The organism is Aromatoleum sp. (assembly GCF_036675785.1).
In the GTDB taxonomy this organism is placed as follows: domain Bacteria; phylum Pseudomonadota; class Gammaproteobacteria; order Burkholderiales; family Rhodocyclaceae; genus Aromatoleum.
The window spans coordinates 107639-131739 of record NZ_JAKFEF010000025.1; the positions used below are offsets into that span (position 1 = coordinate 107639).

The 24101-nt window shown below is 66.9% G+C and carries 23 protein-coding genes; 6 read left to right on the forward strand and 17 right to left on the reverse strand.

Annotated features, from left to right (window positions below):
- Window positions 1-177: 177 nt before the first annotated feature.
- The 3 genes from V6M37_RS07235 to V6M37_RS07245 form a co-directional block, all read right to left on the reverse strand.
- The gene (locus V6M37_RS07235; RefSeq protein WP_332671866.1) at window positions 178-1254 is read right to left on the reverse strand and encodes a hypothetical protein; all 1077 of its coding nucleotides are present in this window, start codon (window positions 1252-1254) and stop codon (window positions 178-180) included.
- An 841-nt stretch (window positions 1255-2095) separates the two neighbouring features.
- Window positions 2096-4513 (reverse strand): Lon protease family protein, encoded by a 2418-nt coding sequence (locus tag V6M37_RS07240; RefSeq protein ID WP_332671867.1) that lies wholly within the window; start codon window positions 4511-4513, stop codon window positions 2096-2098.
- 90 nt (window positions 4514-4603) lie between these two features.
- The gene (locus V6M37_RS07245) at window positions 4604-4891 is read right to left on the reverse strand and encodes a hypothetical protein (RefSeq protein WP_332671868.1); all 288 of its coding nucleotides are present in this window, start codon (window positions 4889-4891) and stop codon (window positions 4604-4606) included.
- A gap of 277 nt (window positions 4892-5168) precedes the next feature.
- Here V6M37_RS07245 and moaA point away from each other — a divergent pair, with 277 nt between their 5' ends.
- Window positions 5169-6248 carry a GTP 3',8-cyclase MoaA gene (gene moaA, locus V6M37_RS07250; protein WP_332671870.1) on the forward strand — a complete coding sequence of 360 codons (1080 nt, stop codon included), beginning with the start codon at window positions 5169-5171 and terminating at the stop codon, window positions 6246-6248.
- A 37-nt stretch (window positions 6249-6285) separates the two neighbouring features.
- Here the strand turns inward: moaA and V6M37_RS07255 are convergent, their stop codons facing one another.
- The 3 genes from V6M37_RS07255 to V6M37_RS07265 all read right to left on the reverse strand — a co-directional run bounded on the left by V6M37_RS07255 (window position 6286) and on the right by V6M37_RS07265 (window position 11268).
- Window positions 6286-7491, reverse strand: coding sequence for a DNA recombination protein RmuC (locus tag V6M37_RS07255; protein WP_332671871.1), 1206 nt, complete (start codon window positions 7489-7491; stop codon window positions 6286-6288).
- 78 nt (window positions 7492-7569) lie between these two features.
- Window positions 7570-10065, reverse strand: coding sequence for an ABC transporter permease (locus V6M37_RS07260; protein WP_332671873.1), 2496 nt, complete (start codon window positions 10063-10065; stop codon window positions 7570-7572).
- 30 nt (window positions 10066-10095) lie between these two features.
- Window positions 10096-11268: a M20 aminoacylase family protein gene (locus V6M37_RS07265; RefSeq protein WP_332671874.1), complete on the reverse strand. Its 1173-nt coding sequence runs from the start codon at window positions 11266-11268 to the stop codon at window positions 10096-10098.
- 218 nt (window positions 11269-11486) lie between these two features.
- On the opposite strand from V6M37_RS07265, the gene V6M37_RS07270 reads away from it, so the two are divergent.
- Both V6M37_RS07270 and V6M37_RS07275 read left to right on the forward strand, forming a co-directional pair.
- Window positions 11487-12389 (forward strand): histone deacetylase family protein, encoded by a 903-nt coding sequence (locus tag V6M37_RS07270; RefSeq protein WP_332671875.1) that lies wholly within the window; start codon window positions 11487-11489, stop codon window positions 12387-12389.
- Window positions 12386-13231 (forward strand): DUF429 domain-containing protein, encoded by an 846-nt coding sequence (locus V6M37_RS07275; protein ID WP_332671876.1) that lies wholly within the window; start codon window positions 12386-12388, stop codon window positions 13229-13231. Before V6M37_RS07270 ends, V6M37_RS07275 begins: the two co-directional genes overlap by 4 nt.
- Before the next feature lie 64 nt (window positions 13232-13295).
- On the opposite strand, the gene gdhA is transcribed toward V6M37_RS07275, so the two are convergent.
- The 7 genes from gdhA to mltG form a co-directional block, all read right to left on the reverse strand.
- Window positions 13296-14639: an NADP-specific glutamate dehydrogenase gene (gene gdhA / locus V6M37_RS07280; RefSeq protein WP_332671877.1), complete on the reverse strand. Its 1344-nt coding sequence runs from the start codon at window positions 14637-14639 to the stop codon at window positions 13296-13298.
- 353 nt (window positions 14640-14992) lie between these two features.
- Window positions 14993-15661: an ankyrin repeat domain-containing protein gene (locus V6M37_RS07285; RefSeq protein ID WP_332671879.1), complete on the reverse strand. Its 669-nt coding sequence runs from the start codon at window positions 15659-15661 to the stop codon at window positions 14993-14995.
- A gap of 2 nt (window positions 15662-15663) precedes the next feature.
- Window positions 15664-16437: a TatD family hydrolase gene (locus V6M37_RS07290; RefSeq protein WP_332671880.1), complete on the reverse strand. Its 774-nt coding sequence runs from the start codon at window positions 16435-16437 to the stop codon at window positions 15664-15666.
- A gap of 30 nt (window positions 16438-16467) precedes the next feature.
- A complete protein-coding gene (locus tag V6M37_RS07295; protein ID WP_332671881.1) occupies window positions 16468-16830 on the reverse strand; it encodes a PilZ domain-containing protein in 363 nt (120 codons plus the stop codon).
- Window positions 16827-17888 carry a DNA polymerase III subunit delta' gene (gene holB / locus V6M37_RS07300; protein ID WP_332671883.1) on the reverse strand — a complete coding sequence of 354 codons (1062 nt, stop codon included), beginning with the start codon at window positions 17886-17888 and terminating at the stop codon, window positions 16827-16829. The genes V6M37_RS07295 and holB overlap by 4 nt, the downstream gene beginning before the upstream one ends.
- Complete coding sequence (gene tmk / locus V6M37_RS07305; RefSeq protein ID WP_332671884.1) at window positions 17885-18517, reverse strand: dTMP kinase; 633 nt, start codon at window positions 18515-18517, stop codon at window positions 17885-17887. Before tmk ends, holB begins: the two co-directional genes overlap by 4 nt.
- Window positions 18514-19515: an endolytic transglycosylase MltG gene (gene mltG, locus V6M37_RS07310; RefSeq protein ID WP_332671886.1), complete on the reverse strand. Its 1002-nt coding sequence runs from the start codon at window positions 19513-19515 to the stop codon at window positions 18514-18516. The genes tmk and mltG overlap by 4 nt, the downstream gene beginning before the upstream one ends.
- 113 nt (window positions 19516-19628) lie before the next feature.
- Between mltG and ygfZ the strand changes: the two genes are divergently transcribed.
- Genes ygfZ through V6M37_RS07325 form a run of 3 tightly spaced genes read left to right on the forward strand, consistent with a single transcriptional unit; the run spans window position 19629 to window position 21724 of the window.
- A complete protein-coding gene (gene ygfZ / locus V6M37_RS07315; protein WP_332671888.1) occupies window positions 19629-20657 on the forward strand; it encodes a CAF17-like 4Fe-4S cluster assembly/insertion protein YgfZ in 1029 nt (342 codons plus the stop codon).
- Between the two features lie 3 nt (window positions 20658-20660).
- Complete coding sequence (locus tag V6M37_RS07320; protein ID WP_332671889.1) at window positions 20661-20963, forward strand: DUF4936 family protein; 303 nt, start codon at window positions 20661-20663, stop codon at window positions 20961-20963.
- Window positions 20954-21724 carry an NRDE family protein gene (locus V6M37_RS07325; protein WP_332671891.1) on the forward strand — a complete coding sequence of 257 codons (771 nt, stop codon included), beginning with the start codon at window positions 20954-20956 and terminating at the stop codon, window positions 21722-21724. The genes V6M37_RS07320 and V6M37_RS07325 overlap by 10 nt, the downstream gene beginning before the upstream one ends.
- 92 nt (window positions 21725-21816) lie before the next feature.
- On the opposite strand, the gene V6M37_RS07330 is transcribed toward V6M37_RS07325, so the two are convergent.
- The 4 genes from V6M37_RS07330 to V6M37_RS07345 form a co-directional block, all read right to left on the reverse strand.
- Complete coding sequence (locus V6M37_RS07330; protein WP_332671893.1) at window positions 21817-22296, reverse strand: L,D-transpeptidase; 480 nt, start codon at window positions 22294-22296, stop codon at window positions 21817-21819.
- Window positions 22297-22300: 4 nt separating this feature from the next.
- Window positions 22301-22765: a tRNA adenosine(34) deaminase TadA gene (tadA, locus tag V6M37_RS07335; RefSeq protein ID WP_332671895.1), complete on the reverse strand. Its 465-nt coding sequence runs from the start codon at window positions 22763-22765 to the stop codon at window positions 22301-22303.
- An 85-nt stretch (window positions 22766-22850) separates the two neighbouring features.
- Window positions 22851-23288, reverse strand: a complete 438-nt coding sequence (locus tag V6M37_RS07340; RefSeq protein ID WP_332671897.1) for an OsmC family protein — start codon at window positions 23286-23288, stop codon at window positions 22851-22853.
- A 376-nt stretch (window positions 23289-23664) separates the two neighbouring features.
- Window positions 23665-24075, reverse strand: a complete 411-nt coding sequence (locus V6M37_RS07345) for a thioesterase family protein (RefSeq protein ID WP_332671899.1) — start codon at window positions 24073-24075, stop codon at window positions 23665-23667.
- Window positions 24076-24101: the final 26 nt, after the last annotated feature.

Consider the following 24101-nt stretch of genomic DNA (forward strand, 5'->3'; position numbering starts at 1 on the left):
CCAACTTTGCCTCCTTGCGAACAAGGGGGTCAGTTCTTCGTGTCGTCAGGGGGTCAATTTACGCTGTCGCCTGACAACTGTGGGACCTGAGCGATCAATCCTGACCTTCTCTGGGGATGCGGTCGAATCTCGAGAACGACAAGGAAGCTCGCCGCCGCTCTGTCGGTCCCGCAGTGGTCACTTGCCAGAGAGGGGGACTTCCTCTTGCGGTACTGGTTCTAATTTCACCGGATAAGGGACGGTTTTGCGGAGACTTTCCTCGATCCGGTCAGATATGTAATAGACCTCTGCCATCACGCCTGTAGCGCGATCCTCCATCAGACCAAGCCACATGTCGTCCAGCGCGCCGTTCAAGTTCACCCGAAGTTGCGCTTCCATTTCCGGCCGTTGGTTCTCATGGGCAATAGCTCCAAAGGCAGCCGCCCCCAGCGAGATCAGCATGCTTCCAACGCGACCGAAAGGGGCCCCGACAGCACTTGCGCCACCACTGGTCGCAAGCTTGTCCGCCAGTTGTCCGCTGACCCGGTTCGCCACTGGCGATAACCTGGAGTCCGTTGGCCCGGCTCCTGCATCACCAGCTTTCTTTCGGATCTGAGCGACCAGAGCCACATAGGCCGGAAGCCTGGCGATCGGGTCGGCGTGGACAACCTGGTAGAGCGAAGCGCTGTGGGCGGGCGGAGGCGCCAGCGCAATTGCGGGAATTTCCTTGAGCCGCTGGTCAAACTGAGCTTGAGGTATACCGTAGCGCTGCGGGATTCCCTGAAGTTGCTCGCCGAGGAACTGGGCGTAGAGCTGCGTTGCTTGCCCCCTAACCGCCTCGGGATCAATCTCCTTGGCGACGGGATTCAAAACTCGATCGTTGTATTGCCCCTGCAGATACGTGGCCAGTCGTTTTACGGACGAATCCGCCTCTTCCCCCGCACTCAACTCGTACCATGCCAACTTGATAGCCAGCCATTGCTGGGTCCAGTAGCCAGTGAACCACGGAATGAAGTCTGCTTCGGTGCGCTGGGAGACGCGATCCCTCCATCTCTCCATGGAACTGCGCGCGTTGTTCTTGGCAAGTCCCTTCACGGCTAGCGACGCAGCGGTTATGTCGCTATCGACCTGCCACCAAGTATCCTCCGAGATTTGAATATGAACCGGCGGAGTTAGGTCGGCAGCGCGATAGGGAGTGACGCATCCTGTCAACGCCAACGTTACGGCGACGGCCAGGGAAGGTAAATTGAAGGTCGCAATCCCGTCAAATGGCATCAACGACAGTCGCCGACCTACTACCGTCGCACAGATTCGAACCGAGCATTTCACACCGGTTGCACCCGCTTCCTTACTCCGTAACCCCTGCGCCCTTTCTCTCACTGGCGTGGGGCGGCGTCTTTGCCAGCTTTGACCACCCGTCGGACGGTTTGATCCTCAGCGTTGGACGGTATCCGTGAAGCTCGCAGAGAACTTCGGGCCCTAGAAACATTCGTGGCCCCAATGTTGCAATGCACCCTTTCCATGGTAAGGGTGCAGTTGTCGCCTCCGCCCCTCCTCCTTTGTGTGGATTTCAGCCCGGGCTCGCCAGCGTTCCGGCTGTTCTTTTTTCTAGACCTGGTGCTGCCCATGGGCGGATGAGTCGGCGGCGGACTGGACGCTCTAAACCAGGGCCGCTGCCGCTAACCGATGGCGAACCTGCCCCCAAAGTAACTCCGTTGCCAGAACGCCCTTTTCCCTGGACGGGGAAGACGCCTCGGCCAACGCGTGACGCGGTTTCCCGGGCGGTCAGCATGGCGGGAGATTCCACGGCGGCGGGATGAGCGCCGCGAACACGAAGAAAAGGCCAGTATCGACGGTTCGAGCCCAGGGCGGGGAGCCAAATCGCACGTCAGCGTGAATTCCGCGATCGATTCCCGTATTCGAGGGCCAGTCTCCGTCACGGAACCTCCGTACGTTTTCGATGATTCCCGCTCTGCGTCGCCGATGCTGTTGGCAAAGTTGCGCGAACGTCGCGGGATTTACGCGAGATCGCTGAATAGGCACCGAGCTCGCCGATGCCCATCGTTCAGGCCGTTTCGGAAATTGCACCCAATCCGCATACAGTCGAAATGCGGCTTCAATGTTCCGATTGCCGCCGATGCCTGCGACTATCGCGCCCCTCGCTGTAAGCATGCTGCGCGGCCGTCATCGCCGCGAGCGCGGCGGCGACGCGCTGGTTGATCGTGCCTTTCGGTATCACGCCCTTCGCGTCGGGCTTGCCGGCCGGCAGGCCGGTCAGGACGGCCATCGCTTCGTCGACAGTTTCGACTGCATGGACATGAAAGCGCCCGCAGCGTGCGGCCTCGACGACGTCGGGGCGCAGCATCAGGTGGCGCACGCTCGCGGCGGGGATAACAACCCCTTGCGTGCCGGTGAGACCGCGCACTGCACACAGATCGAAGAAGCCTTCGATCTTTTCGTTGACGCCCCCGACGACCTGGGCCTCGCCGAACTGATTCACCGACCCGGTCACCGCCAACGACTGGCGGATCGGCACCTGGGCGAGGGCCGACAGCAACGCGCAGACTTCCGCAAGCGAAGCCGAGTCGCCCTCGACCGGCGCGTACGACTGCTCGAACACGAGGCTTGCGGAAAGCGACAGCGGCGTGTGCCGCGCGTAGCGTGACGCAAGGAAGGCCGAGAGGATGAGGACGCCCTTCGAATGGATCGCGCCGCCCAGTTCGATCTCCCGTTCGATATCGACGACGTCGCCTTCACCCAGCCGAACGGTCGCGGTAATACGCACCGGGTGCCCGAACTGCTCACCCGCGATCTCGACGATCACCAGCCCGTTGATCTGACCGCAGCGCTCGCCGACGCTGGAAATTAGCGTCGTGCCGTCGACCATCGATTCCAGCACTTTCTCCGAATAACGCGCGTAGCGACGGACGCGCGCCGCGGTCGCCCTGTCGACGTGGTCGCGCATGACCACCGACGCCTCCTCCTGGCGCGCGTGGTAATCCGCCTCGCGCATGAGATCGGTGAGCAGGCGGGTGCGCAGCGACAAACGTCCGGCATCCTCGGCAAGACGGGCGCCGTGCTCGACGAGACGCGCGACGCCGGTGCGGTCGAACGGCAGCAGCCCCGCGCCGCGCGCGAGCGTGGCGAGCAGGCGGACGTAGTAGCCGACGTTTTCGCCGCTGCGCGGCAGATCGTCGTCGAAATCGGCCGCGACCTTGAACAACTCCGGGAAGTCCGGATCGTCTTCGGTCAGCAGGTAGAACATCTCGCGATCCCCGATCAGCACGACCTTCAGGTCGCACGGCACCGGCTCCGGCTCGAGCGTCGCGATGCTGGTCCAGCCCTGCGCTTCCGCCGGCGGCTCGATCCGGATCTCCCGCGCGCGCAGTGCGCGTTTGAGCCCCTCCCACGCGAACGGCTGGGTCAGCAGGCGCTCGACGTCGACGACGAGATAGCCGCCGTTCGCGCGATGCAGCGCCCCGGTACGAATCAGGTTGAAGTGCGTCACGAGCGTGCCCATCTGTGCGATGTGCTCGATGCGGCCGATCAGGTTGCCGAAAGTCGGGTTGTCTTCGCCGACGACCGGCGCGCCGCGCGTCGCCGAATTGTCGACCAGCACCTTGACCTGGTACCTGTGGAAACGCTTTCCGGGGTCCTCGTCCGTGTCCTCCTCGTCCTCGGCCGGCGCGCCCCACTCGCCGCCGCTTTCGAGCAGTTCCCGCGTGATCGCGTCGAAGAACGCGAGGACCGGCGCAAGATCGGCGTAACGCGCCCGCAAGCCGCGCATCAGGTGCGACACGGCCGGCCCGAGCGCGTCCCGCTCGGCGCGCTTCACGGCTTCATGCAACTCCGTCCGCCATCCCGGAAACTGCTCCAGCAGCGCCGTCAGCCGGTCGCTCCATGCGCCGACTTTGCCCTCGATCAACTCGCGCTCCGGAGGCGGCAACGTTTCGAAGTCCTCCGGCGACATCGTGTCGTCGCCGCGTTTCGGAGCGAACACGAAGCCCTCCGGCGTCCGCAAGAGCGAGATGCCCTCGCTCGCGCATGCCTGCCCCAGTTCCCGCAGCGCATCCTCCTCGCGGGCCTTGTGTCCCTCCTGCAACGCATCGACCCGCGCACCGTGGGTTTCACTTTCCAGCGCGGACTCGATCGCCGGACCGAGATCCCGGATGAAAGTCTGCATGTCCGCGCGCAGCGCCGCTCCCCGCCCGGCCGGCAACCGCAGCAGCCGGGGCCGCAGCGGCTCGTCGAAGTTGTGCAGGTAACATAGGTCGGGTGGAATCTCGCCTTGCGCGGCCAGCGCTCGAACCAGGCGGAAGACGCCGGCGTGACGGCCGGTTCCGGGTTCGCCGAGAACGAACACGTGGTAGCCGGGCTGGCGCATCGCGAGGCCGAAGCGCAGCGCCTCCTCGGCCCGCGCCTGCCCGAGGCCGCCGGGCAGATCCAGCAGCTCCGCCGTCGTATCGAATGCGAAATCGTCGGGTTCGCAACCGGTGCGCAGTCGACCCACCGGAAGGGAAGAGAGATCGGCCATGTTGTTATTCCCCTGCCGAAAAGGAAACGGGGACTCCCTCGCGAGAGTCCCCGTCATAATCGCCTTGTAATCGCCGGGGCCGCAAGCCCGCTAGCGGAAGCCCCGGCGCTGACCCACGTCGTGCCCCCAGCGTTGATCGTGGTGCCCGATCTCGTGCTCGAACTGCGGAAACCGGCGATCGTGTTCCATCAGGAGCGCCATGATCGTCCCCGCGTGCTCCTTCGGAAAGCCCTGCCGGGTTCCCCCGCGCGTGTCGGTCATCAGCAGGAAGATGAACTTCCGGCACTCCGGACTGCCCCACAAGAGGTCGATCTTGCGCAGGTGGGGAAAACGCTCGTACAGCTTTTCGGTAGGTGTTTCGGTCACTCTTCCCGTCATCGGGACAACTCCATCGGGCTCGCTTGTCCGCCCGTTCAGAACTAATACTTTCGTCTTATATCCGACAACTCCGCCCGTCGCCATCCCCACAACCGCCGCGCCGTGACACAATGCGCATGGATGCCTTGAAACCGTACCAACGCTGGGTTGCAGGTCCGTCCGACGTCTCGGGACACGGATTAGGGACGAACTCTTTCCCGGATGCCTTGCGCCAAAGCAAGGAAAGCGCAATCCTTGAGCAGGACAATTCTCCTGCTCCATTCTGCGAAGCCGCCCCATGAAGATCATCCCGATCCAGTCCAGCTTCTCGAATCCGCTGCCCGAAAGCGTCCTGGATGAGACGCAGACGGCAGGCGAGCTACGAGACAGGCTCGGCCGTGCCGTTCATGACCTGCGTATATCCGTTACGGATCGCTGCAATTTCCGCTGCGTCTATTGCATGCCGCGTTCCGTGTTCGGCAGCGACTACGCTTTCCTTCCGCGAAACGAATTGCTCTCGTTCGAGGAGATCGTGCGTGTCGCCCGCCGTTTTGCCGAACGGGGGGTGCGCAAGATCCGCATCACCGGGGGCGAGCCGCTACTCCGCAAGCACGTCGAAAACCTCATCGAACAGCTTGCGCAGATCCCGGGGGTCGAACTGACGCTTACGACCAACGGCGTATTGCTGCCGAAGATGGCGCGCACGCTGAAGGATGCCGGATTGAACCGGGTCACCATCAGCCTCGACGCGATCGACGACGCGACTTTCCGGCTGATGAACGACGCGGACTTCCCGGTCGCGGCGGTCCTCGAGGGCATCGACGCGGCCAAGGCCGCCGGGCTCGGGCCGATCAAAGTCAATATGGTCGTCAAGCGGGGCGTGAATGATCAGGGCGTCGTGGACATGGCGCGCCACTTCCGCGGCAGCGGACACATCCTGCGCTTCATCGAATTCATGGACGTCGGCAGCTCGAACGGCTGGAAGATGGACTCCGTCGTGCCTTCCCGCGAGATCATCGAGCGGGTCGGCGCGATCTTCCCGCTCGAGCAGATCGATCCGAACTACACCGGCGAAGTGGCCGAGCGCTGGCGCTACCGCGACGGCGCCGGCGAGATCGGCGTGATCTCGTCGGTCACGCAGGCCTTCTGCTCGACCTGCTCGCGGATCCGCCTGTCCACCGAAGGAAAGCTCTACACCTGCCTGTTCGCGCAAAGCGGCCACGACCTCCGGGGTCTGCTGCGGGCGGGCGCCTCCGACGTCGACCTCGATCGCGCGATCGCGGCGGTATGGAAAGGTCGGGAAGATCGCTATTCCGAGATCCGCACCGCGAACACGGCGGGCCTGCGGAAAATCGAGATGTCGTATATCGGCGGTTGAGGCAGGACAGCAGGCGCACGAGGCATCCGCCGGTTCATCAACGCGCGACGCCCAATCGCCCGCGACGGATTTCCGGATCCTCGTCCAGCGGTCCTCCGTCCGGCAGCTCATCGAGTTGCGCCGCTTCGATCTTCTGGAAGTGCGCGCTGATCTTGCGCGAACTGACCTGCACGTCCTGAACGTCCTTGCTCGCCTGCTCGATGTGCCGGGCCAGCGCGTTCATCCGCTCGTCGAAGCGGGCGAAATCCTTCGCGAGCTTGCCAAGCGCGTCCTTGATCACGTGGACCTGCTTGCGCGTCTCGACGTCTTTCAGCACCGCTCGCGCGGTATTGAGCACCGCCATCAGCGTCGTCGGCGACACGATCCACACGCGGCGGCTCTGCGCGTATGCGACGACCTCGGGATGGAACGCGTGGATTTCGGCGAACACCGCTTCCGCCGGCACGAACATCACCGCGCCGTCGGACGTGACGTCCGAAATGATGTACTTCGACGCGATCGCGTCGACATGACGCTTCAAGTCGGCGCGGAATGCGCTTTGCGCGAGCTTGCGCTCGACCTCCGGGACCCCGTCGCCGCACATCCGATGGTAGTTCTCGAGCGGGAATTTCGAATCGACGCCGACGAGACCGGTCGGTTCGGGCAGGCGCAGCATGCAGTCGACCCGCGCGTTGTTCGGCAGCGTGTATTGGAATTCATAAGCTTCGGGCGGCAGCATGTTGCGCACCAGCGCTTCGAGCTGGATCTCGCCGAAGGCGCCGCGCGCGCGCTTGTCGCCGAGCAATTGCTGCAGGCTCACGACGTTCGTCGTCAGGCCGTCGATCTTCTTCTGCGCCTCGTCGATCGTCGCCAGCCGCGCCATCACGTTCGCGAACGTCTCGTTGGTCTTGCGAAAGCCTTCGTCGAGTCGCTCGCTGACGTGGCCGGACAAGGTCTCTAACCGGCGGTCCATGCTCCGTGTCATCGCCTCGATGCTCGTCGCAAGCTGGCCGGAGGCGCTCGCAAGCCCGCGCTGCAGCAACTCACGATCGGCGCGCGCGTGCTCGGACAGTCGGTCCGCCTGGCGCGCGAGGCCGTCGTGCAGGTCGCCGAGCATCGCCCGGTGCTGGCCGGCGAGCGCATCGCCGACTTCGCCGACGAGAATCTCCGGCAGGTCCTGTTCCAGCCGCCGGACCCGGAACGCGAGCCAGACGACGATCAGGATCAATCCGCCGACGAGGGCCGGCAACACGTATTCAGGCATGCGTGGAGGACTCCGGGAACACGCGGGTTACGATGAATGCAGCTGCCGCGCAAATTAAGGCGACGGGCGCGAGGAGCGTCATCCGAGCGCCCGCAGGCTCGCGAGCGGCGGGCGTTCGAGCAGTTTTCGCGTTCCGAGCCAGCCGCCGGCCACGACACCGGTAGCGCCCGCCAGCGTCGCGAACAGTAACGGCCACGCCGCCGGCACGTACGCGATCTTGAAGACGTAATGCGCGAGGCCCCAGCCGATCGCGGTCGCGCCGATCCCCGCCAGCGCCCCCGCGACGCCACCCAGGACGAGGAACTCCGCAAGCAGCGCCTGGCGAACCTGCCGGTTGCGCGCGCCGAGTGTGCGCAACATCGCCAATTCGTACTCGCGCTCGTCGTGCGTCGATTGCAGCGCCGCGTAGAGCACGACGAAACCCGCGAGCACCGCGAAGCCGAACACGAACTGGACGATCAGGATCAGTTTGTCGGTCATCGAGCGCACTTGCTCGATCACCGCCGCGACATCGATGACCGACAGGTTCGGGAAGCGATTCACGAGCGCGGCGGTGAACGCGTGATTCTCGGGCGGAAGATGGAAGCTCGTGACAAGGGTCGCCGGATCGTACTCGAGCATTCCGGGCGCGCCGATGAAAAAGAAGTTCACGCGCATCGAATCCCATTCGAGCTCGCGCACGCTCGTGATCGGCGCTTCGACGAGCCGCCCGGCGACGTTGAAGCGCACGCGGTCGCCGATTTTCAGCGCGAAGGTTTCCGCGAGCCCCTTTTCGACCGAGAATTCCGCGACCGCCACATCGCCGTGCCATTTGCCGTCGCTCACGCGATTGCCGTCCGGCAGCCGGCTGCCGTAGCTCAGGTTGAACTCGCGTTCCGCAAGGCGCTTCGTGCGCACGTCGACGAAATCGTCGGGTTCAACCCGCTTGTCGTTGATCGCGACCAGGCGTCCGCGAATCATCGGCAGGATCTCGGGCGCCGCAAGTCCGTGCTCCGTGAAGAACGCGGCGAGCGGTGCCCGCTGATCCGGCTGGATATTGATGATGAACCGGTTCGGCGCGTCGGGAGGTGTCATGGCGCGCCAGTTCTCGAGCAGGTCCGCGCGAATCAGCGTCAGCAACAGCAGCGCGGCCATGCCGAGGCCGAGCGCGGCCGCCTGGATTACGCTGCCCTTCATGCGCCGCGCGAGCGACGCGAGACCGTAACGCCATCCGCCGCCGCGCAGCGCTCCGCGCCCTTTCGCGCTCGCCGCCGCACTCAAGGTCCACCACGCCCCGAGCGCGAACACCGCGAGCGCCGCCGCGAAGCCGCCGGCGATCATCAAACCGAGTTTGAGGTCGCCGGCGATCCAGAAAATGATCGCAAGCAGCGCCGCGGCGCCCAGCGCCCCCGCCGCGCCGCTCACCGATTCGACCCCGCCGATCTCGCGGCGCAGCACCCGCACCGTGGACACCTTGCCGAGGCGCAGCAACTGCGGCAGCACAAAGCCGACGAGCAGGACCATGCCGACCGCGATCCCGTGCGCAACCGGCAGCAGCGACGGCGCCGGGAGCTCCGCCGCAAGGATTTCGACGAGGACGACCGCGAGGCCGAACTGCACCGCCCAGCCGATCGCGCTGCCGAGTGCGGCGGCGATCAGGCCGAACAGCACGAATTCGCCGATGACGATCGTCAGCACCTGGGCCTGCGCCGCGCCAAGGCAGCGCATCACCGCGCAGGCGTCAAGATGCCGCTGCATGAAACGGCGCGCGGACAGCGCGACCGCGACGGCCGCGAGGATCACCGCGAGAAGCGCCGCGAGCCGGAGGAAGCGCTGCGCCTGGTCGAGCGACGCGCGCACTTCGGGCCGCGCATTCTCGATGCTCTCGACCGACCGGCCGCGCCCCAGCCGTTCCCGAGACCAGCGCTCATATCCGCCAACGGCCTCGGGCTCGCCGGCGAGGTGCAGCCGCCAGGTCGCGCGGCTACCGACGGTCAGCAGCCCCGTTGCGGGCAGGTCGGCGGCGTTGAAGATCGCGCGCGGCAACAGGCTGAAGAAGTTCGCGCCGCGATCCGATTCGAAACTCACCATCGCGCCGACGCGAAATTCGAGCTCCCCGAGCCCGACGGGGTCACCGACCACGACGCCCAACTGAGCGAGGAGGCGCTCGTCGAGCCACACTTCGCCACGCTCCGGCACCCGCTCCGCGGTCGCATCCGCCCGATTGGGACCCGGCGCGATCCGCACGCTTCCGCGCAGCGGATATCCCGGCTGGACCGCCTTGACCCCGGCGAGCTGCGCGCCGTCTTCGGTGCCGACCATGCTCGTGAACAGCACGGTTTCGACGACGCGTAGGCCGCGCCGCCGCGCCTCGTCGACGAACTGCGCTTCCCACGGACGATCAGCGCGCAGCAGCAGGTCGCCGCCGAGGAGCTGGTTGGCCTCCCGGTCGAGTCCGCGCGCGACGCGGTCGGCGAGAAAACCGACGCTCGTCAGGCTCGCGATGGCGATCACGATCGCGAGCCCGAGCAGGTGGAGTTCGCCCGCGCGGAGATCGCGCAGCATCATGCGGAAGGCAAGCCGGAGCGTTTTCATCGGGATTCCGGGCGCATGCGAAGTCCGGCGTCAGCGCGCCGGGGCCAGAATCCGGCGCACCAGCTCGACCCAGTACGCGACGCCGGTCGGGATGATCTCGTCGTTGAAGTCGTAGGTCGGATTGTGCAGCGTGCATCCGCCCTCGCCCGCCCCGTTGCCGATCCACACGTAGCTGCCGGGCTTGCGTTGCAGGAAATACGCGAAATCCTCGGCGCCCATGCTCGGCCCCGCGTTCGTCGTGACCCGGTCGGGGCCGACGAGCGCGCTCGCGACTTCGGCCGACAACGCCGCTTCCGCGGGCGTGTTCACCGTCGGCGGATAGCCGCGGCGGTATTCGACCGCGACCTCGACGCCGAATGCCGCGGCGATGCCGTCGCCGACGCGCCGCAGCGCCGTCTCGATCTGGTCCTGCACGGCATCGCTGAATGCGCGCACCGTGCCGCACAGCTCCGCCCGGTCGGGAATCGCGTTGTATGCCTCGCCAGCGTGGAACTGCGTCACGGACACCACGGCGGAGTCCACCGGATCGATCGTCCGGCTGACGATCGTCTGGATCGCCTGGACGAGCGCTGCCCCCGCGGTGACCGGGTCGGCGCCGAGATGCGGCATCGCCGCGTGCGCGCCGTGCCCGGTAAGCGTGATGTCGAAACGGTCCGCGCTCGCCATGACCGGCCCGGGATGGACGATGAAATGCCCCGGCGCGAGACCCGGCCAGTTATGCATCCCGAAGACCGACTCCATTGGAAAGCGCTCGAACAATCCGTCCTCGATCATCGCCAGTCCGCCGCCCTCGCCTTCTTCCGCTGGCTGGAAGATCAGGTAGACCGTGCCGTCGAAGTCCCGGCGCGCCGCGAGCGCCTCGGCCGCACCGAGCAGCATCGTCGTGTGCCCGTCGTGCCCGCAGGCGTGCATGCACCCGGCGTGGACCGAGCGATGCGGGAAGTCGTTGCGTTCCTGGATTGGCAGCGCGTCGATGTCCGAGCGCAGGCCGATCGCCCGCAACCCGCGCCCCGCGCGGACGACGCCGACGACGCCGGTCCTGCCGACGCCGCGATGCACCTCGATGCCGAGCGACTCGAGACGGGCCGCGATCAGGTCGGCGGTGCGGTGTTCGGCGAATGCAAGCTCGGGATGCGCGTGCAGGTCGCGGCGGATCTCGGTGAGTTTCGCAAGCTGCGGCCGGATGGATTCGATGACGCTCATGGCTGGACCCTTATCGCTTGGGTTTTCGTATGGGCTTCTGCTGGAGTACGTCGAGTGTACTGATCCTCGCGGCGGCCGTCGAACGCGATTCGCCGGACAGAGCGGGGCAACGGCGTCCGCGGGGGCTTCGCAGCTCTTGCGCGTCGATTCGGCTAGACTTGCCGCGGCCCGATCCTCCCTCGTCACCCGGCCCCAGTCCCGGCCCATCGGAGCGCCGCATGAAACTCTTCTACGCCGACCACTTCGTGCTGCCATTGCCGGAAGGCCACCGCTTTCCGATGGAAAAATACTCGCGGCTGCGCGAACGGCTCGCGGCGTTCGGCCGCTTCAGGCCCGGTGACTTCCGGGTGCCGGACGCGGCGAGCGACGACGAAATCCTGCGCGCGCACGACGGCGCGTATCTCCGGCGGGTCGTCGGCGGCACACTCGACGCGGCCGAACAGCGGCGAATCGGCTTTCCGTGGTCGGCGCAGATGGTCGAGCGCTCGCGCCGATCGGCCGGGGCGACCCTCGCCGCCTGCCGCACCGCACTGGCCGAACGCTGCGGGGCGAACCTCGCGGGCGGCACACACCACGCGCACCGTGACTTCGGCTCCGGGTTCTGCGTCTTCAACGATGCGGCGATCGCGGCACTGACGATGCGGGCCGAAGGCCGCGTACGCCGCGTTGCGATCATCGACTGCGACGTCCATCAGGGCGACGGCACCGCCGCGATCCTCGCCGACGAGCCCGACGTCTTCACGTTCAGCATTCACGGCGCGAAGAATTTCCCGTTCCGCAAGGCGCAGTCCGATCTCGACATCGAACTCCCGGACGGGACCGCCGACGAAACCTATCTCGACGCACTGCGGCGCGGCCTCGATGCCGTGTTCGAACGTATCGCCCCCAACCTCGCGATCTACCTCGCCGGCGCCGATCCATACCGCGACGATCGTCTCGGCCGTCTCGCGCTATCGATCGACGGACTGGCCGCGCGCGACGCGCTGGTGCTCGGCGAGTGCTCGGCCCGACAGGTGCCGGTCGCCGTCGCGATGGCGGGCGGCTACGCCCGGGAGATCGATGACACGGTGGCGATCCATGCCAACACCGTGCTGGCCGCGTCCCGCTTTGCCGCCCGATGAAGGCCGCGACCCTGTTCGGCGTCGATTTCACGTCCGCGCCGTGCGTGCGAAAACCGATCACCGTCGCGGCGGGGCGCGTCGACCGAAAGTCGATCCGCCTCGATGCGCTCGAACTCTTGCAGGACTGGCCCGCGTTCGAAGCGTTTCTCGACCGCCCGGGCCCGTGGCTCGGCGCCTTCGACTTCCCCTTTGGGTTGCCGCGCGAGGCGATCGTCGATCTCGGCTGGCCGATGACGTGGACGTCGCTCGTCGAGCATTGCGCGTCGCTCGGCCGGCAGGCATTCCGCGAACAGCTCGACGCGTACCGCGCGACGCGACCGCCCGGCAAGCGCTACGCGCATCGAGCCGCGGATGCGCCGGCGCGTTCGCATAGCCCGTTGAAGCTCGTGAATCCGCCGGTCGGACTGATGTTTGTCGAAGGTGTCCCGCGGCTGTTGCGCGCAGGCGTGAGCTTGCCGGGACTGCAAGACGCGGAACCGTCCCGTATCGCGCTGGAAGCCTATCCGGGCCTTCTTGCACGCGCGATCTCGCGGGCGCCGTACAAGACCGACGAGCGTGCGAAGCAGACCGGTGCGCGACGCGATGCGCGCGAATCGATCGTCGCTGCGCTGGAGAGCGGCGCGCATCCGCTCGGGCTCCCGCTGTCGCTCGAAGGGGTGCAGCGCGCCGCGCTGATCGAGGACGCTTCGGGCGACCTCCTCGACGCGACGCTTGCGCTCGTCCAGTCCGCGTGGTGCCTGCAGGCGGGGCCGCCCGATTTCGGCTTGCCCCGGGGAATCGATCCGCTCGAAGGCTGGATCGCGACGGTGCCCGGGCCGGCGGGAGTCCCGCCCGGCGCCTGAACGACACCGCCGACGAGCGAGAGACCCGCGGGATGCCGCGCCCCTCGTCTCGAAGTCGCTGCGCTTAGATGACGCCCTGCGCGAGCATCGCTTCGGCGACCTTCACGAAGCCGGCAACGTTCGCGCCGTTCGAATAATTCACCTTGCCATCGGCCTTCGTGCCGTACTCGATGCACATGCGGTGAATTCCCTGCATGATTTCCAGCAGCCGCGCATCGACCTCTTCGCGCGTCCACGACAGGCGCATCGCGTTCTGGCTCATCTCGAGGCCCGACGTCGCGACGCCGCCGGCGTTGCTCGCCTTGCCCGGGGCGTACAGGACGCCGTTCTTCTCGAACACGCGCACGGCCGCGGCGGTGGAAGGCATGTTCGCGCCCTCCGCGACGCATTTCACGCCGTTGCGGACGAGCACCGCCGCGTCGTCGCCATCGAGTTCGTTCTGCGTCGCACACGGGAAGGCGATGTCGACCGGCACGTGCCACGGCCGCTTGCCGGCTTCGAAGCGCAAGCCGAGCCGCTCGGCGTATTCGCTGACGCGGCCGTAATGGACGTTCTTGACGTCCATCAGCACCGCGAGTTTCTCCGGGGTGAAGCCGGCTTCGTCGATGACGGTGCCGCTCGAATCCGACGCGGTGACGACCTTCGCACCGAGCGCCATCGCCTTCTCGATGCCGTACTGCGCGACGTTGCCCGAACCCGATACCGAGACCGTCATGCCCGCCATCGTCTTGCCGGTGTGGCGCAGCATTTCCTCGGCGAAATACACCATGCCGTAGCCGGTCGCCTCGGGACGGATCAGCGAGCCGCCAAAGCTCAGACCCTTGCCGGTGAACACGCAGCTCGCCTTGTTCGAGAGCTTCTTCATCATCCCGGCCATGAAGCCGACTTCGCGGCCGCCGACGCCGATGTCGCCGGCCGGGACGTCCGTATCCGAGCCGATGTGGCGATACAGCTCGGTGATGAACGCCTGGCAAAAGCGCATCACTTCGCCAGGGCTGCGGCCCTTCGGATCGAAGTCGGAACCGCCCTTGCCGCCGCCCATCGGCAGCGTCGTCAGCGCGTTCTTGAACGTCTGTTCGAACGCGAGGAACTTGAGGACCGACAGATTCACCGACGGATGGAAGCGCAGGCCACCCTTGAACGGGCCGATCGCGGAACTGTGCTGGATGCGGTAGCCGCGGTTGACCTGAACATCGCCTCGATCGTCGACCCACGAGACGCGAAACTGGATCAGGCGCTCCGGCTCGACGAGGCGGTCGAGCAGCCCATGCTCGGCGTAGCGCGGATTTTCGGAAATGAAAGGCCACAGGCTTTCCATCACCTCGGCGACGGCCTGGATGAACTCGGGCTGACCGGGGTTGCGTTGTTCGACGTGAGACAGAAATTCTTCGAGGGACTGGTAGCGCATCGATATGGCCTTTCATCTGGAAAATAACCGGAAGCCCGGGATACGGGCCGCCCGGGATTTTCCTCGAATTGAGCACCCGGCGCATGGATTTTGTGCAGCAAACGCCCACTCCCGGTGCTTTTTTAATCAATTGGTGTGCCCGCGCACGTTCCCGGTGATTATGCGGTGGCTGCCGATGCATTCCTGCACCATTGCGGAGCGCTTGATGCACTTTTTTGGGGCATGCGAGACGCAAAAACGAGCAGAACGACCGCCCGCCGTGCTGCGCCGGGTTCGCTGCGCACACCAGCACTTATGACATCGGTTTCGTCCGCCGGGCCGACTCGAAGTCCTTTTCGGGCGCGACCGCAGCGCTATTCGACCTCGATCCGCGGCGACTTCGGGGCGCTCCCGCGTCGCGCGCGCTCGGCGCGGATCAGCTCGGCAATGTCGCTATTCGCATTCGCCGCCGCCCAGCTGTCGGCGGTGAAGCCGCCGTCGTTCTTCTGTTCGAGATTCACGTCGGTCTTCAGCAGCCGGCGGACGACGTCGAGGTGGCCGTTGCGGGCCGCGACCATCAGCGCATTCGACTTGTTCGGCGCGAGCGCATCGACTTCCGCGCCGCGTGCGAGCAAGCGTTCGACGATGTCGAGGTGGCCTTCGAACGCCGCATACATCAGCGGCGTCCAGCCGTCATGATTGACCGGCGCGCCGGCTTCGAGGAGTTGATCGACGATGTCTTCGTGCCCCTTCAGCGCGGCCAGCATCAGCGCCGAATCGCCGGAGGCGTTGCGCTGCGCGACCTTCGGACGGAACTTCAGGATCGCCGCGACGGTTTCGCCGTTGCCTTCGCGCGCGGCGAGCATCAGCAGCGTGTTGCCCTGGTCATCGACGGTGTTCGGATCGACGCCGCGGTTGAGCAGCTGCACGAGTTGCGCGGCGTCGCCACGAAGCGCCGACCCCAACGAGTCTTCGTAACTGTTCGCGAACGCAGCACCGCTGAATGCCAGCGCGGCGAGTAAGGCGGCAATCGATCGGATCACGGTCAGCTCTCCTTTGCGTGCCGGAACAGGCGGAAGAAGTTTTCGGTCGTCGCCGCCTCGATGCGCTCGAGCGGCTCGTTGCGCAGCCGCGCGATCTCCTCGGCGACGTGGACCACCCAGCCGGGCTCGTTGGTCTTGCCGCGATGCGGCACCGGCGCGAGATACGGCGAGTCGGTCTCGATCAGCAGCCGGTCGAGCGGAACATACCGGGCCACGGCCTTGAGGTCAGTCGCGTTGCGAAACGTGACGATCCCGGAGAACGAGATGTAAAAGCCGAGGTCCAGCGCGGCCTCGGCCACTTCGCGCGTCTCCGTGAAGCAATGCATCACCCCGCCGGCGTCGGTCGCGTCCTCTTCGCGCATCAGGCGCAAGGTGTCCGCCGCCGCCGCGCGGGTGTGGATGATCAAGGGCTTGCCGCACGACCGCGCAGCGCGGATGTGCGTGCGGAAGCGCTCCCGCTGCCACTCGGGCGCGTCTTTCTGCCAGTAGTAGTCGAGCCCGGTCTCGCCGATCGCGACGACCTTCGGATGGTCGGCGAGCGCGAGGAGCCGTGCGAGGTCGGGTTCCTCGACGTCGTCGCCGTCGGGATGCACGCCGACCGACGCGAACAGATTCGGGTGTCGTTCCGCGAGCGCGAGCACGCGCGGAAACTCCTCGAGCTTCACCGCGACGCACAGCGCATGGCCGACGCGGTTCGCGGCCATCGTCGCAAGCGCCTCGTCCTCGCGCTGCGCCAGTTCGGGGAAATCGAGATGACAGTGGGAATCGATGAACATCGGCAGGCGGCAGGAATCGGTGCGTGGAAATCAGAGCGTGTGGGTCGGGCGGTTCGAGCCGAGGTTGCCGGCGAGGATCTGCTCGATCCGGGCGCGCAGCGCCTTGCCGGATTCGTCGGCGCTGAAATGGACGCCGATTCCCTGCGTCTTGCCCCCCTGTGCCCCGTGCGGCGTGATCCACGCGACCGTGGCCGCGACCGGATGCTTCATCGGGTCGTCCATCAGTTGCAGCAGCATGAACACTTCGTCGCCGAGCTGATGAGGCCGCGGCGTCGGCACGAAAATTCCGCCATTCGCCAGGAACGGCATGTAGGCGGCATAGAGCGCGGACTTCGAGTTGATGTTCAGCGACAGCACGCTCGGGCGCGCGACGCTGGATTTGGCTTCGCTCATGGTCGGGATCCGGTCACCGCGCGCGCATAGCGCAGGAGCATGTCTTCGAGCATCAGTCGGGCGTTCAGCGGATGCTGTGCGACCCGGCGGATGCTGGCGAGTTCATTGTAGCAGCCGAGTACCGACGCGACGGTCGAGCGCGGCGCGAGCGCGGACAGCGTGCCCTCCTCGCCGGGGAAGAAGCGGATCCGCCCGCCGAGCCGCAGCGAGGCGAGATCGGTGACCCAGCGCTGCATCCAGTCGACGAGCTGCACGATGCCGAAGCCGGCCGCGAGCGCCTCCTTCGATTTCAGCCACGCGTCCCACTGGCCCGCGAGCTTCAGCGGGTCGCCCGCCGGAAGCTGGGCGAGATCGCGGACGAAGCGCGCACGCAGCGTCGCCGTGCCGCGGCCCGCGAGGCGTTGCGCGGCGAGCGGCATGCCGCCGGTCAGCGCGAGCAGGTCGTCGTCTGCCCCGTCCTGCGCACGCATCCACTGCGCGAGCGCGTCGGCGGGCGGTCGGGCGAAGCTCCACTGCTGGCAGCGGCTGCGGATCGTCGGCAGCAGGCGGCGCGGCGCCGACGACACGAGCACGAACACACAACCTTCCGGCGGTTCCTCGAGGAGCTTCAGCAGCGCGTTCGCGGTGAAGGGATTCATCGCCTCGGCCGGGTCGACGACGACGACGCGCCGGCTGCTCTGATGGCCGGTCACCGCGACCGATTGCTGCAGGTCGCGAATCTGCTCGATGACGATCTGCGACGATTTCTTCTTCCCCGCGTCGGGCTCGCGCTCGCCGCCCTCCTTCGCGTCTTCGCTGTCGCCAACATCGGCGTCCGCCGCGGGCACGACGGTAAACAGGTCCGGGTGATTCCCGGACAGGCGCAACTGGCATGCGGTACAACGGCCGCAGGCGTGGCCGTCGGAACCAGGCGCCGAGCACAGCAGGCGGGCGGCGAGCGTTTCGGCGAGTTCCCGCTTGCCGAGGCCGGCAGGCCCGACGAAGAGCAGCGCGTGCGGCAGGCGCTGCCCGAGTTCGCACAGTCGTTGCCACGTGTCCTGCAGCCACGGGTAAATCATCCGAAACAGCGCTCCGCGACGATCGCAGCGACCTCGGCGCGAATCGCTTCCGGCGCGCGGTCCGCGGCGACGACGCGGACCCGCTGCGGCGCCATCCGCGCGCGGTCGAGGTAGGCGGCGCGCACCCGGTCGAAGAAATCGCGCTGTTCGCGTTCGAAGCGGTCTGGACTGACACCGGTGTTCGCGACCCGCGCCGCGGCGACTTCCGGCGGCAGGTCGAAGACGAGCGTCAGATCCGGCTGGAATCCGGGGTGCACCCACGCTTCGAGCGCGGCGAACTTCGCGGCGTCGAGGCCCCGCCCGCCGACCTGGTACGCATAGGTCGCGTCGCTGAAGCGGTCGGACACGACCCAGCGCCCGGCCGCGAGTGCGGGCAGGATGCGCGCGGCAAGATGCTCGCGGCGCGCGGCGAACATCAGCATCGCCTCGGTTTCGAGATCCATCGGTTCGTGCAGCAGGAGCTCCCTCAGGCGCTCCCCGAGCGCCGTGCCGCCGGGTTCGCGCGTCTGGTCGACGTCGCAGCCGCGCGCCCGCAGCAACTCGACGACCGCGGCGATCTGGCTGCTCTTGCCTGCGCCGTCGATGCCTTCGAAGGTGATGAAGCGCCCGCGCGCCAGGATCGAACTCAACTGCCTGCTCTCCGCTGGTATTGGTTGACGGCCCGGTTATGGTCGCTCAGGTTCGTCGAAAACACGCTCGTGCCGTCGCCGCGCGACACGAAGTAGAGGTATTCCGTCGCCGCCGGCCTGACCGCCGCGTTCAGCGCTTCGAGCCCGGGCATCGCGATCGGTGTCGGCGGCAGCCCCGGCCGCGTGTAGGTGTTGTACTCGTGGTCGCTTTCGAGGTCGCGCTTGCGCAAGTTGCCGTCGAACGCGTCTCCGTGCCCATAGATCACCGCCGGGTCGGTCTGGAGCCGCATGCCGATGCGCAGGCGATTGACGAACACCGACGCGACCAGCTCGCGGTCCTCGGGGCGCCCGGTCTCCTTCTCGACGATCGACGCGAGGATCAGCGCCTCATATGGCGAGGCGAGCGGCAGGTCGGGATTGCGCGCTTCCCAGATCAGCGCGAGCCGCTCGTGCATCGCGCGGTACGCACGCGCGAGGACCGCGAGCGAACTCGACTGCTTGTCGAAGAGGTAGGTATCCGGGAAGAACAAGCCCTCGGGATGCGGTTCGGTCGCGCCGATCCGCTGCAGGATCTCGGCATCCGAAAGCCCGACCGTGTCCTGCACGAGATCCGGATTCGCCTCGAGCGCCGCGCGCACTTGCCGGAAGCTCCAGCCCTCGACGAAGCGCAGGTCGCCCTGCGACACATCGCCGCTCGACAGCTTGAGGATCAGCTGCCAAGGCGTGACGCCCCGGTGCACTTCGTAGCTCCCCGCGAGGATGCGGTCGCCCTTGCCGCTCAGCCGCGCGATCCAGTAGAGCACGCGCGGGTTCACCTCGACGCCCGCGCGGGCGATCGCGGCGGCGGCCTGCCGCATCGTGTAGCCGCGCTGGACCGTGAAATCGACGACCGGCTGCGCGAGCGGAAGCGGCCGGTTCGCGTACCACGAGACGGCTCCGGCCGCGGCAGCGATCGCGAGCGCGACGACGAAAAACAACTTTATGAACAGGGACTTCATTCGAGACAGAACAATTCGAGCCGGATCGGTTTGCCGGAGCTGTTTCGACTCCGGCGACCGGGAAAGGGGCCCTATAATACTTCATCGCTTTCCCCGACTCCGGCCAAACCGACATGAACACGACCTGGACCGAATACCTGACCGAACAAGGCGCGACGCTCGATGGCGCCGGCATCCATTTCGACGCTCCCGATGCCGAAGTCCGCTCGCTCGCGTCGGGCACCGTCGTCGTACCGCTTGTGCATCTGGGCCTGATCCGCAGCCGCGGCGAGGACTCGGCACCTTTCCTCCACAACCTGCTGTCGAACGACGTCAAGAACCTCGCGCAGGACGTCGCGCAGTGGACGAGCTTCAATTCCCCGAAAGGCCGGATGCTCGCCAGCATCCTGCTGTGGCGCGAGTCCGACGCCCACGTGCTCGCGGTGTCGGCCGGGATCCAGCCCGCGCTGCTGAAGAAGCTTTCGATGTACGTGCTGCGCAGCAAGCTCAAGCTCACCGACGCGGACGCCGACACGGTGCTGATCGGTGTGAGCGGGACCGGTGCCGATCGTGTTCTCAGCGCCGCGGGGCTCGCGCTGCCGGCGACCGCGATGACGCAGACGGTAGCTGGCGACGCCCGCTGCATCCGCCTGGACGACAACAACACGATCGTCGCGCTTCCCGCCGCCGACGCGCCCCGGGTGTTCGGCGCCCTTCTCGCAGCCGGCGCCGTGAAGGCCGGAACCGTGGCGTGGGAACTCGCGATGATCCGCGCCGGCGTGCCGCTGATCACGTCCGCGACGCAGGAGGAATTCGTCGCGCAGATGATCAACTACGAAGTCATCGGCGGCGTGAACTTCCAGAAAGGTTGCTATCCGGGGCAGGAGATCGTCGCGCGCACGCAGTACCTCGGCAAGCTGAAGAAGCGGATGTACCGCGTGCACTTCACCGGCGACGCGTTGCACGCGCCGGGTGCGGATCTCTACACTGCCGAGTTCGGCGAGCAATCGGCCGGGAAGCTCGTGACCGTCGCGCCGGCCCCGGACGGCGGCTTCGAGGCGCTGGCGGTGATGCAGATGAGCTCGGCCGACGGCGACGTGCATGTCGGCAGCCCGACCGGGCCGCGTTTGTCCTTTCTCGATCTCCCGTACGCGCTGCCCTGAACCATGACCGACAGCGGCAGCCGTCCCACCCATTACTTCATCTATTACCGCGTGCGGTCCGACGCGACGCGCGCCCGGGCGAAAGTCCGGGCGATGCAGGCGAGCCTCGCGACGCGGACCGGCGTTGCCGGCCACCTGATGGAACGTTGCGGCGATGACGCGACGTGGATGGAAATCTACGAATCCGTTGCCGACCCGGCGGCCTTCGAAGCCGCACTGGGTATTGAGATCGAAGCCCACAAGCTCGCGGCGCTGATCGAACCCGGTTCGACTCGCCATCTCGAACGATTCGTCGAATGTGCCTGATCGTCGTCGGCTGGCGTGCCCACCCCGACTACCCGCTGGTCGTCGCCGCGAACCGCGATGAATATCTCGCACGCCCCGCGGTGGCGGCGCACTGGTGGACCGACTTTCCCGACCTGCTCGCCGGCCGCGACCTCGAGGCCGGCGGCACGTGGATGGGCATCGCCCGCAACGGCCGCTTCGCCGCGCTGACAAACTACCGCGACCCGACACTTCACCGCGCGGGCGTTCCGTCGCGCGGCGCGCTCGTCAGGGATTGCCTCGTCGCCGACCGCGACGCCGACATGATGCTGCGGGAAATCGCCGCGGTGAGCCCGGCCTACGCGCCGTTCAACCTGCTCGTCAGCGACGGCACGTCGCTCGGCGTCCACGAGAGCACGACCGGCGCCATCCGCCTGCTCGAACCCGGCATCTACAGCCTGTCGAACCACCTGCTCGATACGCCCTGGCTGAAAGTCCGCCTCGCCCGCGCACGCTTTGCCGTCGCACTCGCCGGGCTGCCCGACGGCGCGGCATTCCTCGCACTGCTGCGCGACGACGTGGCGGCCGAGGACCTGCACCTGCCGGAAACGGGGGTCAGCAGGGAATGGGAGCGCTGGCTGTCGCCGGCCTTCATCCGCGCGCCGGGCTACGGCACGCGTTGCTCGACCTTGATCGCGGTCCACCGCGACGGGCGCGCCCGGTTCAGGGAATGGACCTGGGACGAGTGCGGCGAACTCGCGGGTGAAGTGGCGCATACGTTCGGGGTCCGCCGGGAGCAGTGACCGCACATCCCGGTGGCGGACGCGACCGGCTCGTTCTTCCCGCCCCGTTCCTCGCACCCGCTTGTCGCGCCCGCTTCTCGCCCGCTTCGCGCTCATTCACCGATATCGACGACGGTTCCCGCCGGCACGAGATCGAACAGCTCGATGACCTCGCTGTTCCGCATCCGGATGCAGCCGTGCGAGCGCGCGACGCCCATCGGCTGGTCCTCGCCGGTGCCGTGGATGTAGATGTAGCGGCGCATCGAGTCGACGTTGCCGAGGCGGTTGCGGCCAGGCTCGCAACCGCACAGCCACAGGATGCGCGACAGAATCCAGTCGCGATCGGGACGCGCCGCGGCGAACGCCGGCGTCCACAGTTCGCCCGTCAGCCGCCGCCCGCGAAAGACGGCTCCCGGCAGTGCCCTGGCACCGATCTTTGCGCGAATGCGGTGACGCCCGCGCGGCGTGCGGTTGCTGCCCTGCTCTTCGCCGGGCCCATTCGCCGCGGTCGAGATCGAATAGCGCCGGATGCAGGCGCCGTCGGCCGCGTACAGGTCGAGCGTCTGCCGCGCGATGCTGACGTGGATCCGCATCGGCTTACGCGATCAGCGTTCGACGCCGCCGCGCGGCGAAGAAGCCGGACAACAGGCTCCCGCATTCGTCGGCGAGCACCCCGCCGGAAATCTGCGCGTGGTGGTTCAGTCGCAGTTCGGCGAAAAGGTCGATGACGCTGCCGGCGACGCCGGTCTTCGGGTCGCGCGCGCCGAAGACGACGCGCGCGATGCGCGAATGCATGATTGCCCCGCTGCACATCGCACAGGGTTCGAGCGTCACGTACAGCTCGCAGCCCGGCAACCGGTAATTGCCGAGCCGCGTCCCGGCGTCGCGCAACGCCATCACTTCCGCGTGCGCAGTCGGATCGTTGCGGCCGATCGGCTGATTGAAGCCGCGGCCGACGATCTCGCCATCGAGCACGACGACTGCGCCGACCGGCACCTCGTCACAACTCCCCGCAATCCGCGCCTGCTCCAGCGCCGCGCGCATAAAATCTTCGTCGTTCATCGAATCCGCCTCCAGGCCGCGCAGTTTACTTGAGCGGCCGGGGCCGTTGCGAGGCGCAGACGTTACCGACGCGGCGGATCGGCGTTCAACTTCTCAGCGTCGCATTCAGCGTGATTTCGGGAACGCTCGCGAGCGCCTTCGACAGCGGGCAGTCGCGCTTGGCCGCCTCGGCGATCTCGCGGAACTTCGCGTCGTCGATCCCCGGGACGGTCGCTTCCAGCGCCAGCGCGATCCGGTCGATCGCGAAGCCTTCGCCCTGCTTGACGAGCCTGACGCTCGCCGACGTGTCGACCGCGGTGGTCGCGAAGCCGGCCTTGTCACAGGCGAACGAGAACGCCATCGTGAAGCAGGCGGCGTGCGCCGCGCCGAGCAGTTCTTCCGGGTTCGTGCCGCGGCGGTCGTCTTCGAAGCGGCTGCCGAAGCCGTATGGGTAGTCCTTCAGCGCGTCGGTCTCGGTGCTGATCCGGCCCTCGCCCTGCTTGCCCTGGCCTTCCCAGTGGACGGTGGCTTTCTTTTCGGTCATCTCGTGCTCCTTGTCGATGCGAATGAATTCCCCAGCTTCGGGCGGCGGCGGTCGCGCCGCGCGTCGCAATACGGAGTGCGCGCCGGGAAGCCGTTGCGGGGCCGGCCAGATCCGGCCGGTGCGCCGCCGCGCGAATCGAAGCAAGGACGGCTCCCGGGGAGGACCCGACGGGATGCAGGCCTACACGTGATGCGGCGCCCACCCGCCGTGAAACCCGGAGCCGCACAGGCGCGTTCTCGTCCCCCGCCAGTTCTACGGAGAACTGAGCACCGCACGGGCACTTGCCGTTAATCGCCTGCCCGCGCAAACGCAAGAACCCGGCGACCGGGCAGTGCCGGTGGCCGGGTTCGATGCGGGAAAACGCGGGTGCGGCGAATCAGGCCGCCGCGAGCGCCTTCTCGCGCTTCGCCTTCAGGCGCTGCGCGGTCTTCTCGGCACCGACGACGAAGCGGTTGTGCTTGCCGCGGGCGACTTCCTCGAGCCCGTCACGCGCGGTGAATTCGAAGGTCACGGCCGGGCCGTTGACTTCGGTCACCGTCACCGTGATCTCGATCCACATGCCGAGCAGCGTCGCGCCGACGTGATCGAGTTCGACGCGCGTGCCGACCGAATCCTTGCCCGCGTCGATGTTTTCCAGCAGCAGGTCGCGGCACACGACTTCGATGTCGTACAGCAGCGCCGGCGTCGAATAGACGCGGCAGTCGTCGCCCATGAAGCCGATCGTGCGCGCCTGGTCGATGTCGTAGCGCCGCGTCGAGGTCAGTCCTGCCTTCAGTGTTTCGCTCATTTCAAATTCTCCTTGGATGTCGATTG

What these genes read in the sequence shown, in the direction of transcription:
- V6M37_RS07235 (WP_332671866.1), bottom strand. Translation starts at nt 1,254, where the DNA reads ATGCCATTTGACGGGATTGCGACCTTCAATTTACCTTCCCTGGCCGTC.
- V6M37_RS07240 (WP_332671867.1), bottom strand. Translation starts at nt 4,513, where the DNA reads ATGGCCGATCTCTCTTCCCTTCCGGTGGGTCGACTGCGCACCGGTTGC.
- V6M37_RS07245 (WP_332671868.1), bottom strand. Translation starts at nt 4,891, where the DNA reads ATGACGGGAAGAGTGACCGAAACACCTACCGAAAAGCTGTACGAGCGT.
- moaA (WP_332671870.1), top strand. Translation starts at nt 5,169, where the DNA reads ATGAAGATCATCCCGATCCAGTCCAGCTTCTCGAATCCGCTGCCCGAA.
- V6M37_RS07255 (WP_332671871.1), bottom strand. Translation starts at nt 7,491, where the DNA reads ATGCCTGAATACGTGTTGCCGGCCCTCGTCGGCGGATTGATCCTGATC.
- V6M37_RS07260 (WP_332671873.1), bottom strand. Translation starts at nt 10,065, where the DNA reads ATGAAAACGCTCCGGCTTGCCTTCCGCATGATGCTGCGCGATCTCCGC.
- V6M37_RS07265 (WP_332671874.1), bottom strand. Translation starts at nt 11,268, where the DNA reads ATGAGCGTCATCGAATCCATCCGGCCGCAGCTTGCGAAACTCACCGAG.
- V6M37_RS07270 (WP_332671875.1), top strand. Translation starts at nt 11,487, where the DNA reads ATGAAACTCTTCTACGCCGACCACTTCGTGCTGCCATTGCCGGAAGGC.
- V6M37_RS07275 (WP_332671876.1), top strand. Translation starts at nt 12,386, where the DNA reads ATGAAGGCCGCGACCCTGTTCGGCGTCGATTTCACGTCCGCGCCGTGC.
- gdhA (WP_332671877.1), bottom strand. Translation starts at nt 14,639, where the DNA reads ATGCGCTACCAGTCCCTCGAAGAATTTCTGTCTCACGTCGAACAACGC.
- V6M37_RS07290 (WP_332671880.1), bottom strand. Translation starts at nt 16,437, where the DNA reads ATGTTCATCGATTCCCACTGTCATCTCGATTTCCCCGAACTGGCGCAG.
- V6M37_RS07295 (WP_332671881.1), bottom strand. Translation starts at nt 16,830, where the DNA reads ATGAGCGAAGCCAAATCCAGCGTCGCGCGCCCGAGCGTGCTGTCGCTG.
- holB (WP_332671883.1), bottom strand. Translation starts at nt 17,888, where the DNA reads ATGATTTACCCGTGGCTGCAGGACACGTGGCAACGACTGTGCGAACTC.
- mltG (WP_332671886.1), bottom strand. Translation starts at nt 19,515, where the DNA reads ATGAAGTCCCTGTTCATAAAGTTGTTTTTCGTCGTCGCGCTCGCGATC.
- ygfZ (WP_332671888.1), top strand. Translation starts at nt 19,629, where the DNA reads ATGAACACGACCTGGACCGAATACCTGACCGAACAAGGCGCGACGCTC.
- V6M37_RS07320 (WP_332671889.1), top strand. Translation starts at nt 20,661, where the DNA reads ATGACCGACAGCGGCAGCCGTCCCACCCATTACTTCATCTATTACCGC.
- V6M37_RS07325 (WP_332671891.1), top strand. Translation starts at nt 20,954, where the DNA reads ATGTGCCTGATCGTCGTCGGCTGGCGTGCCCACCCCGACTACCCGCTG.
- V6M37_RS07330 (WP_332671893.1), bottom strand. Translation starts at nt 22,296, where the DNA reads ATGCGGATCCACGTCAGCATCGCGCGGCAGACGCTCGACCTGTACGCG.
- tadA (WP_332671895.1), bottom strand. Translation starts at nt 22,765, where the DNA reads ATGAACGACGAAGATTTTATGCGCGCGGCGCTGGAGCAGGCGCGGATT.
- V6M37_RS07340 (WP_332671897.1), bottom strand. Translation starts at nt 23,288, where the DNA reads ATGACCGAAAAGAAAGCCACCGTCCACTGGGAAGGCCAGGGCAAGCAG.
- V6M37_RS07345 (WP_332671899.1), bottom strand. Translation starts at nt 24,075, where the DNA reads ATGAGCGAAACACTGAAGGCAGGACTGACCTCGACGCGGCGCTACGAC.